The organism is uncultured Alcanivorax sp. (assembly GCF_947258575.1).
Classification (GTDB): Bacteria; Pseudomonadota; Gammaproteobacteria; order Pseudomonadales; family Alcanivoracaceae; genus Alcanivorax.
Map to the genome: position 1 here is coordinate 175,222 of NZ_CAMYIV010000004.1, position 12,681 is coordinate 187,902.

The 12,681-nt window shown below is 57.9% G+C and carries 14 protein-coding genes and 1 pseudogene; 9 read left to right on the forward strand and 6 right to left on the reverse strand.

All coding sequences use genetic code 11. The features are described 5' to 3' along the window. Positions 1 to 24: 24 nt before the first annotated feature. The 3 genes from Q0Y02_RS04305 to Q0Y02_RS04315 all read left to right on the forward strand — a co-directional run bounded on the left by Q0Y02_RS04305 (position 25) and on the right by Q0Y02_RS04315 (position 2,197). On the forward strand, positions 25 to 426 hold the full coding sequence (locus Q0Y02_RS04305; protein WP_297764849.1) for a hypothetical protein: 402 nt from the start codon (positions 25 to 27) through the stop codon (positions 424 to 426). Positions 427 to 510: 84 nt separating this feature from the next. Continuing rightward, positions 511 to 1,701 (forward strand): zinc-binding dehydrogenase, encoded by a 1,191-nt coding sequence (locus tag Q0Y02_RS04310; RefSeq protein WP_297764851.1) that lies wholly within the window; start codon positions 511 to 513, stop codon positions 1,699 to 1,701. Positions 1,702 to 1,849: 148 nt separating this feature from the next. Further along, positions 1,850 to 2,197: a hypothetical protein gene (locus Q0Y02_RS04315; protein WP_035245456.1), complete on the forward strand. Its 348-nt coding sequence runs from the start codon at positions 1,850 to 1,852 to the stop codon at positions 2,195 to 2,197. Between the two features lie 58 nt (positions 2,198 to 2,255). Here the strand turns inward: Q0Y02_RS04315 and Q0Y02_RS04320 are convergent, their stop codons facing one another. After that, entirely contained in the window at positions 2,256 to 3,857 is a 1,602-nt protein-coding gene (locus Q0Y02_RS04320) for a choline dehydrogenase (protein WP_297764855.1), read from the reverse strand. A gap of 427 nt (positions 3,858 to 4,284) precedes the next feature. Between Q0Y02_RS04320 and Q0Y02_RS04325 the strand changes: the two genes are divergently transcribed. Then, positions 4,285 to 5,172, forward strand: coding sequence for a metal-dependent hydrolase (locus Q0Y02_RS04325; protein WP_297764858.1), 888 nt, complete (start codon positions 4,285 to 4,287; stop codon positions 5,170 to 5,172). Between the two features lie 294 nt (positions 5,173 to 5,466). Next, positions 5,467 to 6,261, forward strand: a pseudogene (locus Q0Y02_RS04330) (DMT family transporter); the annotation flags it as partial. A 42-nt stretch (positions 6,262 to 6,303) separates the two neighbouring features. On the opposite strand, the gene Q0Y02_RS04335 reads toward Q0Y02_RS04330, so the two are convergent. Then, positions 6,304 to 7,314, reverse strand: a complete 1,011-nt coding sequence (locus tag Q0Y02_RS04335; RefSeq protein ID WP_297764861.1) for an SDR family NAD(P)-dependent oxidoreductase — start codon at positions 7,312 to 7,314, stop codon at positions 6,304 to 6,306. Between the two features lie 139 nt (positions 7,315 to 7,453). Between Q0Y02_RS04335 and Q0Y02_RS04340 the strand changes: the two genes are divergently transcribed. Beyond that, a complete protein-coding gene (locus Q0Y02_RS04340) occupies positions 7,454 to 8,053 on the forward strand; it encodes a TetR/AcrR family transcriptional regulator (RefSeq protein ID WP_297764864.1) in 600 nt (199 codons plus the stop codon). 232 nt (positions 8,054 to 8,285) lie between these two features. On the opposite strand, the gene Q0Y02_RS04345 is transcribed toward Q0Y02_RS04340, so the two are convergent. Continuing rightward, positions 8,286 to 8,459 carry a hypothetical protein gene (locus Q0Y02_RS04345; protein WP_198030612.1) on the reverse strand — a complete coding sequence of 58 codons (174 nt, stop codon included), beginning with the start codon at positions 8,457 to 8,459 and terminating at the stop codon, positions 8,286 to 8,288. 237 nt (positions 8,460 to 8,696) lie between these two features. On the opposite strand from Q0Y02_RS04345, the gene Q0Y02_RS04350 reads away from it, so the two are divergent. Next, on the forward strand, positions 8,697 to 8,969 hold the full coding sequence (locus tag Q0Y02_RS04350) for a hypothetical protein (RefSeq protein ID WP_297764867.1): 273 nt from the start codon (positions 8,697 to 8,699) through the stop codon (positions 8,967 to 8,969). Between the two features lie 168 nt (positions 8,970 to 9,137). Beyond that, positions 9,138 to 9,983 carry a lysophospholipid acyltransferase family protein gene (locus tag Q0Y02_RS04355; RefSeq protein ID WP_297764870.1) on the forward strand — a complete coding sequence of 282 codons (846 nt, stop codon included), beginning with the start codon at positions 9,138 to 9,140 and terminating at the stop codon, positions 9,981 to 9,983. Between the two features lie 63 nt (positions 9,984 to 10,046). Here the strand turns inward: Q0Y02_RS04355 and Q0Y02_RS04360 are convergent, their stop codons facing one another. Together Q0Y02_RS04360 and Q0Y02_RS04365 are read right to left on the reverse strand one after the other, a co-directional pair. Beyond that, positions 10,047 to 10,409: a DUF6164 family protein gene (locus tag Q0Y02_RS04360; protein ID WP_297764873.1), complete on the reverse strand. Its 363-nt coding sequence runs from the start codon at positions 10,407 to 10,409 to the stop codon at positions 10,047 to 10,049. A 126-nt stretch (positions 10,410 to 10,535) separates the two neighbouring features. Next, complete coding sequence (locus Q0Y02_RS04365) at positions 10,536 to 11,036, reverse strand: DUF2938 domain-containing protein (RefSeq protein ID WP_297764875.1); 501 nt, start codon at positions 11,034 to 11,036, stop codon at positions 10,536 to 10,538. Positions 11,037 to 11,099: 63 nt separating this feature from the next. On the opposite strand from Q0Y02_RS04365, the gene Q0Y02_RS04370 reads away from it, so the two are divergent. Then, positions 11,100 to 11,522: a helix-turn-helix domain-containing protein gene (locus Q0Y02_RS04370; protein WP_297764879.1), complete on the forward strand. Its 423-nt coding sequence runs from the start codon at positions 11,100 to 11,102 to the stop codon at positions 11,520 to 11,522. Between the two features lie 120 nt (positions 11,523 to 11,642). On the opposite strand, the gene Q0Y02_RS04375 is transcribed toward Q0Y02_RS04370, so the two are convergent. After that, a complete protein-coding gene (locus Q0Y02_RS04375; protein ID WP_297764882.1) occupies positions 11,643 to 12,593 on the reverse strand; it encodes an alpha/beta fold hydrolase in 951 nt (316 codons plus the stop codon). Positions 12,594 to 12,681 lie beyond the last annotated feature (88 nt).

The window sequence follows — 12,681 nt, forward strand, 5'->3', positions numbered from 1 at the left end:
GAGAAGAAGAGGGGTAGTGAGGTAATGGACAACAGCGGTGCAGTGGATTCGGTGAGCACGGGGCTGGGCAAAACCTGGGGTCTGACTGTCGGTTTGTCAGGTTTCTTTATTTTGATGCTTTCTCTGGTAGTGCCATTAGGGGAAGCCATCGGGCGGTCAGTCATCATCCTGCTTCCCGTTTTCTGGCTGGCGCGCCTGGTGATCCCGCACCGGTCAGGCTGTATGACTCGCCGTTTTAATTTCCTTAACAATGCAGGCATTGAGCCTGTGTTGGTTGTCTGGAAAGCTCGAGTGGTAAACCGGTCTTCTGACCGCTGGTCTTACTGGAGCAACTGGATTCGTGAATCGTTCATGTGTCTGGTGCTTTGGTTCCTTCTCGGCCCGGCGGCACTGTCTCCGCTGGCATCCCTTTTTTGGGTGGTCTAGCAAGGCTATTGCATTGACGTGCTTTCCGGATAAACAGGTTATTGGCTCCCCCCGACCTGTCTTCCTGATCTTCCCGGTGGAACCATGAGTCAAGCCCAAGATCAATCCCTGCCCGAAGGAGAGGCCATGAAAGCGGTTGTCTGTCATCACGGAGATTTTCAGGTTCAGGATGTGGCTGAGCCGGAGCCCGGCAAAGGTCAGATCCTGCTGAATGTGTTGCGCTGCGGTATCTGCGGGTCAGACCTGCATGCCCGGCATCATGCGGATGAGCTGGCGGAGGCCACCGAGCGCGTTGGCTATCCGCATATCATGCGCAGTCATGAGCATGTGGTGCTGGGGCATGAGTTTGTGGGGGAGATTGCAGACTACGGTGCAAAAACGCACCGTCGCTGGAAGCCAGGAAAACGTGTTGTGGCCATGCCCATGCGTCGCAATAACGGGGTGGCACACCTGACAGGTTTGTCCACTCAGGCGCCCGGCGCCTATGCCGAGCGTGTGCTGGTGGAAGAGTCGCTGGCCTTTCCGGTAACCAACGGCATTTCTGATGACCACGCTGCCCTGACCGAACCCATGGCGGTGTCTCTGCATGCGGTGAATCGGTCCGAGATCCGCCGTCGTGACACGGCGATTGTGATCGGTTGTGGGCCGATCGGTCTGGGCGTGATTGCCATGCTCAAGGCCAAGGGGGTGCGTCATATCGTCGCCAGCGATTATTCGCCGACGCGGCGCAACCTGGCCAAGGCCATGGGGGCTCATGTGGTGGTAGACCCGTCACAAGGCAGTCCTTATGAAGGCCTTGAGAAACGCGGGTTTGTGGTGAATGCACCGCAGCTGTTCGACATGGCTCTGGATGGCATGGCCATGCTGCGCATGACGCCGTTGCCCTGGGAGCCCCTGTGGCGAGCGGCGGAAGTGGCGGGGGTGACCAATCCGAAGCGGCCGGTGATTTTCGAGTGCGTCGGTATTCCGGGAATGATCGAGAGCATCGTCGCGGATGCGCCGTTGCGTTCCTGCATTGTAGTGGTGGGCGTTTGCATGAAGCGGGACCACTTTTTCCCGGTGAATGCCATCAACAAGGAAATCGATCTGCGTTTTACCCTGGGCTACATGCCCATCGAATTCCGCGATGCATTACACATGATCGCCGAAGGCAAAGTGAATGTGGGGCCGATGATTACCGGCACGGTGGGATTGTCCGCAGTGGACGACGCCTTTGCCGCGTTGGGGAATCCGGAGCAGCACGCCAAGATCCTGATTGATCCGGGCCAACTGTGAATCATCAGCGAGGGCCACGATCCGTTACCCCCTTCCATAGGCAATAGGGCGGGGGGCAAGCAATCTGTGCCATTACCTCACAGGTAATGGTATACCAGCGTAAAACCGATAAAATCATCGTTTTCTCGGCGTCTGGGAGGTGAGGTTCATGATCTTTTTTCGCAGTTTGCTTGTCGCCATGCTCGTGATTCTGTCCGCGTACACCGCGGTTGTGGTGGGGAATCACGGAATGAATTTGCTGACGGTCTTCTTCGCCGATATGGCGGCGATAGAGTGGCCCGGCCAATTCAACCTGGATTTCATGTTCATGCTGGCGCTTTCGGCACTCTGGGTGCTGTGGCGGCAGGGGATATCCCTTTCCGGGATCGGGCTGGCGCTGTGCGCGTTTTTCGGGGGAGCTCTGTTCCTCTCCTGCTATCTGCTGGTGCTCAGTGTGCAGACAAACGGGGATGTCCGGAAAATGCTGCTTGGCAGGCATATGCCCGCTCATTCATGAGCGGGTATCTCGGTGGCATGAGAATGCGGCTGCCTTGTCGGTTTGATCGGGGCTAAGCCTAAGCCACCCGGCTGTTGCCCCGAATCATATCCACTGCTTTTTCCGCAATCATCATTGCCGGCGCATTGGTGTTGCCGCCGATCAGGGTGGGCATGATGGACGCATCGATGACGCGCAGGCCTTCCATGCCGTGAACGCGCAATTGCGGGTCGACCACGGCCTGCTCATCGGTGCCCATCTTGCAGGAACCCACCGGGTGGTAAACGGTGTCAGCGCGTTGGCGGATCACGTCGCGGATCTCGTCGTCAGTTTTCACGTTTGCGGTGAACATGTCTTTTTTCATCCACCGTTTGAGTGACGGCGCTTCCATGATTTTCTGAGTGATCTTGTATCCCTTCACCATATCTTCCAGATCCTGAGGATCTTCCAGGAACGCCGGGTCGATCAGGGGCAGATCGTCCGGGTTGGCGCTGGCCAGTTGCACACTGCCGCGGCTACGGGGGCGTAGCAGGCAAACGTGGCAGGAGTAGCCCTGGGTGAAATGCATTTTGCGGCCGTGATCATCCACCAGGGCGGTGACCATGTGCAGCTGCAGGTCTGGCGCAGAGAGATCCGGCTGTGTTTTCAGGAAGGCACCGGCTTCCGCAAAATTGGACGTCCATAGTCCGCGCCGTTCCTTGCGGTAGGTGCCCATGGCCATCATGGCGCGCCACATACCCCCCGGCGACAAGCCAAAGGTGGCCGGGCTGTCAGTGGTGTAGCCGAAAATGAAATCCGGGTGATCCTGAAGGTTCTTGCCCACGCCGGGCAGATGGTGGACCACGGGTATGCCATGCTTTTTCAGTTCGTCGGAGTCGCCTACACCGGAGAGCATCAGAAGCTGGGGTGACTGGAAGGCCCCGGCCGACAACAGCACTTCCTTGTTGGCCTTGATGGTACGCACCTGTTTGCCTTGCTTGAATTCCACGCCGACGGCACGTTTGCCTTCGAAGACAATACGCTGAACCTGGGCATTGGTTTCCACGGTCAGGTTGCTGCGATCCATATGGGGGAACAGGTAAGCCCGTGCGCTGCTCCAGCGTTCGCCGTCTTTCTGGGTAACCTGAAAAACCCCGGCGCCTTCCTGCTCGGCGCCGTTGAAATCGTCGGTGATGGGGATGTCACATTCTCTGGCGGCATCCAGGAAGTAATCCTGGAAGGGGTTGCCGGTGCGGCTGTCGCTGACCCAGAGCGGCCCGTCGGTGCCGTGGTATTCGTTATCGAGACGCTCGTTGTGCTCATTAAGGCGGAAGTAGGGCAGTACATCGTTGTAGGACCAGCCATCATTACCCAGTGCGGCCCAGTGGTCGTAGTCCTCGCGGTGGCCACGGATATACACCATGGCATTGATGGCGGACGATCCGCCCAGGCACTTGCCGCGGGGCTGGAAGCCCTGGCGGCCGTTCAGGCCTTTCTGCGGCACAGTTTCCATCACCCAGTTGTTGATGGGTTTGGAGAGCATGGCCACGGCGCCGGAGGGCACATTGACCAGCAGCCCATCACCCTGGCCCCCGGCCTCCAGCAGACAGACGCGGGTATCAGGGTCTTCACTCAGTCGCCCGGCCAGGGCGCACCCTGCGGATCCCCCACCGATAATGAGATAGTCAAAGTCGTTTTCCATGGCTGGGTCCCTTTTTCTTGTCTGTTATTGCCGGTGAGGCTCGGCAGAGGCATTGGCTCCGGCAAGCGTTCGCTGGTGGGGGGGCTGGTGCCGATATCCATCACAACGTCAGTGAAACAGATTATCACCGGGTTTTTATGGTGGTAAGTACTGTTTGTGTGACCGACAGGGCGCTCCTGAGACCTTTTCCATACAAACCCAGACAGTAAAAAAATCACCCTGATTAGGCCATTGCCAATGCTGATTTTCGGCCTGCTGAATCAGGCCTCACGCGGCTTTAACGGCTACTGGTGCCTGATGAGTAATAGCTTTCGCGATGCAAGTTTTAGCATCGTGCCAAGGGTCACTGCGTATGTTTAGATGAGGCGCCTGTTTTCCCGGCATGCGATCAGTGTGCCCGAGGGCATTATTATGACTGGAAATTACAATGAATAAGCTGTCTGCAGCGCTACGTCTGGTAACAGATAATACCCGCGTAAAGCCCATGTTGGTGCCGACGCGAAGGAGTATCCGGTTTAACGTGGATCCCAAACGGATTTCAGATTGGCACACTCCGGGCGGGCCCGTGCTGACGGCGTTTCTGAACACCTTCTCCACCATCCTGCCAGTGGGTGAGCGCTTTTTTATCGACAGTGTGCGCGCCTACCGGGATCAGATCACCGATCCCGAGCTGAAGAAGGCGGTGACCGCGTTCATCGGTCAGGAGGCCATGCATGGCCGGGAGCATGAAGAATATAACGATGCCCTGTTTGCGGTGTCTTCGGTGGCGCCCAAATTCGAGCGTTTTGTGGAAGGCGTACTCAAGACCTTCAATAAGTACAGTGCGCCGGTGTCCCTGAGTGGCACTATTGCCCTGGAGCATTTCACCGGCCTGCTCGCGGATAGCGTGTTGAGTGATCCTCGCGTGGTGGAAGGGGCCGACCCGGCCTATGCCGCGTTGTGGCGTTGGCATGCGCTGGAAGAAACCGAGCACAAGGCGGTGGCCTTTGATGTCTGGACGGCGGTCATGGGTAAAGGCGTGGGAGCCTACGGGCTGCGCTGTTTCGGGCTGGGTCTGGCGACGGTGGTGTTCTGGGGGCTGGTGATTCCGGTCTTCCTTGAACTGTTGCGCGAGCAGGGCAAGCTGACGGACTGGAAGGGCTGGCAGAAGTTTTTCCATTACACCTTCGGTGATATCGGCATGCTGCGTAAGCAGATTGGCAACTACCTGGACTACTTCCGCCCGGGTTTCCATCCCTGGGATCACGACAACCGTGAGTTGCTGCTGCAGATCGACAGTTTTTTGGCTGAGCAGGAAGTGGCTGCCTCCGCCTGATATTCCCCCTTTGTTCCTTCAAGGCTGGCATCCTGGTCTGCATGACCGGGTTGCCAGCCGACCTCTGACCTTCCCGTTTCTCACCGGTGATCACGTTTCAGTAGCCCGGTGATGATAATGCGGCGTGCTGTTTCCTTCCTTCTTTCCTTCCTGCGGCGCTTTGCGCGGATGTTGCATACAGAAAAAATCTGCGTTTCAGTGACAGATGAGAGCCCATGAGAATGCGGCTTGCGTGTTGGTTCGTTCGTTGTCGCCTGGCGCGCCTTGTGGGGTGCCGGGCAGGCGGGAGTGCAGATGGCGCGCGTGAGCACAGCGTTGGTAGTTTTGGCGGCCCTGTGCTGGGGGCTGTCAGGTGGCATCGGCGGGATGCTGATGACCGAAGGCTGGGGGGCGTACCTGGTGTCGTTCTACCGGGGCGCGATTGGCTTGGTCCTCGTGCTGATCTGGCTGATGTTGCAGCCGGGAGGCCATGGCCTGACGAGCCAGCGGCTATGGTGCTGGTCTGTGGTTGCCGGTCTGGGTGTGGCGGGTAATTTCGCATTCTATTTTCTCAGCATTTCCCAGGGCAGTGTGGCGGTGGCAGCCACGCTGATGTATTGCGCCCCGGTATTCGTCTACCTGGTGTCGTTTGCCTTGAGACTTGAGCAACCCTCTGTAATGAAGTGGACCGCCATTGCGGTGGTGATGCTGGGTATCGTTTTGCTTACCCGCGTTTATGACATGGAGGCGCAAGGGGTGACGGCGATCGGTGTTGCAGCCGGTTTGTTGGCCGGGGTCTGCTATGCCGTATTCATTTTCGGATTCAAGTATGCCGCACCCCATGGCAGCCCCCAGGCGATTCTGTTCATCGCATTTTCAGTACTGGTCATGATGCTGGTGTGGCCAGCGGATGTGGGGCAGATTATGGCTGCCGCCAATTCATCGGATTGGCCACTATTTGTCGGTCTGGGTGTTCTGGGCGCCGGGTTATCGTTTGTGCTTTATGTGGTCGGTCTCAGGAATGTGGCTCCAGCCGTGGCGTCTATCGTGGCCATGGTTGAGCCGGTGACCGCGTCGTTATTCGGTGTGTGGATATTGCATGAGAGCCTGGCCGCCTCCCGGCCCGCTGGGGGGTTCACTGAGCAGACGGGCTTAGGCCCGGTGCTTGTTTTCTCTGGTACGAAACGGCGCCACCTTTCTGTCGTTGTCCCTGTCTGCTATGGCGTGGTCGTCTGCAGAGCGATCCTTGCGCGACAGATAATCTGCTGGCGGTGTTTCAAACAGGCTCTGATAGCTCAGGTTGACGATGGATTCCGAGGTCTTTGGCAGCAGGTAATACATGGCCAGGGCGCCCTTGCCGAAGATGCCCAGCTTGCGTTTGTTCTGGGTGATGATCACATCCAGCAACCAGTTCACCGCCGTATCCGGCGACATGACCGGCAGGTAGTCATAGATTTTGGTGGGCGCAATCATTGGCGTGCGCACCAGCGGATAGTTGATGGAAGAAAAGCGCAGGTTGGTATGGGCATATTCATTGGCAGCGACCCAGGTCCAGCCTTCCAGTGCCCACTTGGAACCCAGGTAGGCGGAAAAGCGGGCCGGGTTGGCCTGCACGCCCATGGTGGACACATTGATGATGTGGCCTTCATCGCGGGCTTCCATACCCGGTAACAGGTTCATGGCCAGACGCAAAGCCGCAAAATAATTGAGCTGCATGGTGCGCTCGTAATCATGGAAACGGTTCACCGTAAATTTGATCGAGCGGCGAATGGAGCGGCCGGCGTTGTTGATCAGAATATCTACCCGCCCATGATCCGCCAGAGCCTGCTGGCAGATGCGGTCGCACTCTTCCAGGTCGGTCAGGTCGCCAGGATAAATGCAGGCTTTGCCGCCACGTTTTTTTATTTTGCTGGCAATGGCTTCCAGTTTTTCTGCATTGCGCGCCACCAGTAACAGGGTGGCACCAGCATCGGCCAGTTTCTCGGCCACGCCTTCGCCAATGCCGGAACTGGCACCGGTGAGCAGCACCACCTTGCCTAGCACACGGTCTCGCAGGGCCTGCCTCGGCGCCAACAGGCTTTTGGCGTTCCAGGCCCAGTGATGACGGAAGCGGCTGAAGTAGGTGCTGACTTTGGGGCGTCTGAACTGGATATCGTTGCTCATACGGGTCTCACGACTTGCGCTAAGGGGTATTCGTGCAGTCATTCTAATCTGAGCATATACTCGGAAAAACTCGGATTTGCTGACTGGAACAGGCCCGTCAATCATGCGCACAGAAAAGTGGCAAGCTACTGATTTTAAAATGAAAAAAGAACCGAAGCAGGTGCGCTCGAAGGCATCGGTGGCCGCCATGGTGGGCGCCTGTGCTCGGATTATGGAGCGTCATGGTTATGCGGGGCTGAGCACCAATGCGATCGCCGAGGTGGCCGGGGTCAGCATCGGTTCGGTATATGAGTATTTCCCTGGCAAGGAAGCCGTGGTGGCACGCCTTACGGAAGAGCTGCTGTCGGAAACCACGTCCCTGCTGCAAAACCGCTTGGACCTGACCGATAACCGTAACGACCTGCATGTGGCCATGCGTCATTTTCTGGGCGCGCTGTATTCACTGATGCGCAGGCAGCGCAAGCTGTTGCGGGTGCTGGTGTTTCAGGTGCCGTATCTGCACCGGTTGCCGGCGACCCGGCAATTGCAGAAAGAATTACAGGAAGTGTTGCAGACCGGCGTGCAGAAAACCCGGCAGCAGTATCGGGTGAACGTGCACCCTTACTCGCTCTATCTGATGGCGACTTCAACCGCGGGAAGCTTGCTGCATCTGGTATTGATGGCACCGTCCGGGATGGATCAGGAGGCCGTGCTGGATATCTTGGCGTCGAAGTTGACTGCCTGGTTGATTCAGGATTGAGCCGGGGAGGGAAGGTTTGATGTGGATCAGAGGCAAGAAGGGCCAGCGGAACTGGCCCTTGATTCTTGAAGCGCTTACAGCTTCTTGAGCTTCTTCTTCAGCTTCTTCAGCGTGCTTTCCTGCTTGGAGATTTTGGATTTGCTGTTCTTGATCGCTTTCTTCAGTTTTTTACGCTTAGACATGATCGCAGTTTCCTTTTTCTGGATAGTTGTAGCGGGCCGGGCAAGCAGGGCTAATTGCCGGACTGCTTTTCCTGGTCCTTGATAAAGCTGCGAATAAACCGGCGTACCTCGCGTGCAGCACTGGTATCTAGCTCCTCACAGAGTGAGACAAACCGAGCACGCTCTTCATCATTAATGCGAATGATCAGCTGGCTATTTTTCTTTGGCGTTTTGGTCTTCGACATATCGATAACCGTCATTAAGAAAATAGGGCAGCATGTTCGCCGGTTTAAGCGCGGCACTCAACAACCCTATCGGCTATCATATAGATAGTCAATGTATATACATTTATCAGGAGGCAGTCCCTGCCCGGCGGTGGTTTGGCGCTTAAAAGGCCGAGGGTGGCTTGTCTGTTGTTATGGGATGGAACACCAAGTGATATCCTGTGCGCGACACACAGTGAACAAAGAACGGGACGCATCATGCAGGAAATGGAACAGGCAGAAGACGATTTTGCACAGAAGGCCCTGGTGGACGCGGTGGAAAACCAGATCGCCGATGGACACCCTCGCGAGGCTGGGCTGGTGATTATGGACCTGATCGGCCAGGGGGTGGGTCGTGAAGACGCCCTGGAGAAAATGGCGGATGTGCTGGCGGCGCATATTGCGCTCACCATGAAGGATGATACCCCCTTTGACGTGAACGCCTATGCCCGTGATCTGCTGCAGCTGTCGGCCACTGATACCGACGAGTGATTGTCCGGGCCCCATGGGGCTCGCACCCTTCCCGATTACCCGCCTTGCGCCGATTTCAAGCCCTTGGTGACTGGCCGTCAGGGGCGGGCCTGCCATGGTAACCAGCCTGTATAATGCTAGTCTTGCCCATCCTGGCGATGTCGCCAGCGAAGACAGACCGAGGTAACCGTGTCCGATATCGAGATCCCCATTGAAGATTTCCGCCCTCCCTCCTTGCGTACCATGGCCGGGGTGACGGCAATGCAGCGCCGCTATTTCGCTGCGACGCTGGAAGGCGCGGAAAATGTGGACCCACAGCGACCGGGCCTGTTTGTGGGGAATCATGCGCTCATGGGTGTGCTGGATTCGCCGCTGTTTGTCTACGAACTGTATCGACAGACCGGGGTGTTTCCGCGCTCTCTGGGGGATCACTTCCACTTCCCCACGCCGGTGTGGGGCAAGTTGGTCACCCGTTTTGGCGCCGTACCCGGCACCCGTGAAAACTGCCGTCGGCTGATGGAAAGCGGCCAGCATGTGCTGGTATTTCCGGGCGGTGCCCGCGAGGTAGCCAAGCGTCGTGACGAGATCAACAAGCTGGTATGGAAGAAACGAACCGGCTTTGTCTATATGGCCATTGAGCAGGGGTTCGACATTATCCCCTTTGCCTCACTGGGCTGTGATGAAGCCTACGACATCGTCTATGACGGTGACGATTTTGCCAATGGCTGGCTTGGCAAGCGGTTGCTGGGCAACGACAAGATCAACTCTCTGATGCGCGGTGGTGATCTGTTCATGCCGTTGGTAAAAGGCATCGGCCCTACCTTGTTGCCCAAAGCCGAGCCTTTCCGTTTTGCCATTGGCAAGCCCATTGCGACGGCGCACCTGAAAGGCCAGGAAAAAGATCCTGCAGTGCTCTGGCAATTGCGCGAACAAGTCTCTGATGCCATTACCGGCATGCTCTCGCGCATGGATGAAGAGCGAAAGGAGCAGCCGCGGCCGCTCTGGCGAAAAGTGCTGGGGGCTCGCAAGCACTGAGCGCAGTGGATAAGCGTCGTTATTCGCGATGCGAGCATCGCTTCCCACATTAGAAAATGCGCGCTAACCCAGAGTCAGAAACGGCAACAGGGTCACAAGCAATAACACCAGCACGGCTACGAACAGCCCGATCACCTTGACGGGTTGTTCGCGCAACCGTTGTGTCAGCGTCGGTGCGGTTCCGTCCCGTTGCGCTTCCTCATAGGCTTCCCGCTGTAGCCGGGCCCGCTCCTGCTGGTAATCGGCCAGTAATGCCTTGGCGCGCTCCCGGTCCTCGGGCCGGCTCAGCCAGATACCGCCAGAAGAGATCCCCCACATGCTTGGGGCGGTCTCATAGAACAGGATCTGGTTTTGTTCCAGCAAGGTGCGAACTTCATCGGCCTCGTCGTCCGGAACCCGGCGCAGATTCAGCAGTAAGGTGGTCATGGTGCTCCTGATGATGTGTCCAGGCCTGCCGGGTAGAGCCGGGCAGGGCGTAGAGGTGCATACAGGATACATGGCTGCGCGCGCCAATGGTTACCACCGTTCAGTACGGTTTTATCGTTATTACGCTCAGCCTTGCATGCCGTGTGACACCCAGCCGCCCAGGTACAGGCCGATGCCGAAGATCGCATGGGTCAGCAGGCTCTGCAGGCGGGCGGCGTTGGGGTCAGGCATGCGGCAGGCTGCCATGCCGGCTCCCATGCCTGGCTGCATCAACAGGAACGGCGCGGCAACGGTACCGATACCCACCAGCAGAGCCGGCGCCAGGGTGGGCAGGTGGATCCAGCTCTGCCCCTCTATAGCCAGCAGAATCCCGGCAAAGGCCAGGCCGGTCAGATAATGGGCCAGCCAGCCGACGGCCTTTTCTCCAGGCATGGCTGGCGATGCGGCAATGGCAGTGTGTCGAAACTGCCCGTGGCCCATGTGCAACAACCAGCGGCCCACCATGGCGTAGTTGGGTGGGGCGACACCGAGCAGTGGCTGGCGAAGCCAGCCCCAGACATCCATGACCAGGGTGGCGAAAATGCCGATGATGATCATGCTGGCCAAGGTCTCTGTAACGTTATCCATGGGGCTTCCTCAAGATGACTTTGCTGGTAATGTGCAACTTGAAGCTGGCTTGAGGTCAAGGTCGTGTTGGATATTACCGAAGTGGTGCGTCGGTCGGGCGTACCGGCGTCGACGCTGCGCTATTACGAAGAGAAAGGGCTGATCCTCTCCACCGGGCGCAGAGGACTAAAGCGAATATTCGCACCGCGGGTGCTGGATCAGCTGGCATTGATTGCCCTGGGACGGGCAGCGGGATTCACGCTGGATGAAATTGGCGAAATGTTCGATGACGGCGGCGAGCCCAGCATCGACCGGCATGCCTTGTCGGCAAAAGCCGATGCGCTGGATGACACCATCCGCAAACTGTCTGCCATGCGTGACGGCCTGCGCCACGCGGCAAAATGCCCGGCGCCCAGTCACCTGGAATGCGGACAGTTTCGGCGCTTGATGAATATTGCCTCGGCACGAATGAAAGTGGAGAAAAAACGAGGCGTTCAGGAAAAATAAAAAAGAAAAAAAAGAACAGGCAAAGGGCTGGTGATCTGGTACAGCTAGTTTTTCCGCCCCTTCAAGCGCTGGATAGGCATGACGCCACGACAGTGACGCCAGCCAATCAGCCTTTGCCTTTCAGGCACTCTTCCTGTGGTTTGCCGGCTGCACGAAGCGGTCCAGTCCTTCCAGAAACGTCAGCTGCTGGCGAATCACGTTGCTGAATGCCGGTTCGAAATAGGGTTCGAAGTGGTTGGCGTTAATGCTGGCGATGGTCAGGTTGGGGTTGTTCACCTCGCGGATAGTGCTTTCCACAAAGGGGGCGACGGAATCCTGGTTGGCCCCCATCAGCAGGGTGGGAATGCGGATGTCCTTGAGGCGTTTGAAAGGACGGTAGGGGCCCATGGTCATCATGGAGCGGGCCGCCACGCGGTTGTCGTAGCGCCGGCCTATGCTGGTTTCGGCCAGTTGCAGTGCCTTGCCGGCATCATCCCGGTCCATGGAGGAAAACGCCCCGGGTTCACTGACCACGGGCAGGTAGAGCGGATGGCCTGGCTTGAGCAGATCGGCCATGGCGTAGAGCCCAAAACGCAGCAGTCGTGGCAAGGGGACGGCGCGCACCGCGGCCATGCCATCGAGCATGGGGACCTGGGCAATGGCCCCGGCCAGTTCCGGGTGTTCGGCGGCCAGCTCCACCACGTGGCCGCCACCAAAGGACGAGCCCCACAGCACGATGCGACGGGGATCGATGCCCGGCTGGCTTTTCAGGAAGGCCAGGGCGGCGTCGCCATCGGCTACCCGTTGGCGGGCGGAAATCACATGCCTCGGCAGGCCGGCACTGTCGCCCCAGCCGCGATAATCAAAGGTCATCACCACGTAGCCAGCGCGGGTAAATTCCTCATAGTAGGATACCGTTAGCGCATCCTGAATCCCGCCCCAGCCGTGCAGCATGAGGATAGCTGGCAGTGTTTCTGCCGTGGCCTTCGCTGGCCGGTGCAGGGTGGCTGCACACCAGGTTCCGCCGGAGTAAAAACCGGTTCGCTGGCTGTCACAGGTCAGGTCTCGGGGGCTGTGTCGCAGGGTGTCCATGGTCTGGCTCCGGGTTTCTTGTATAGCATTCAAGAGCAAAGACTAGCATTCTTGAATACCATACAAGATGACCGGGCAGACTGTGGGA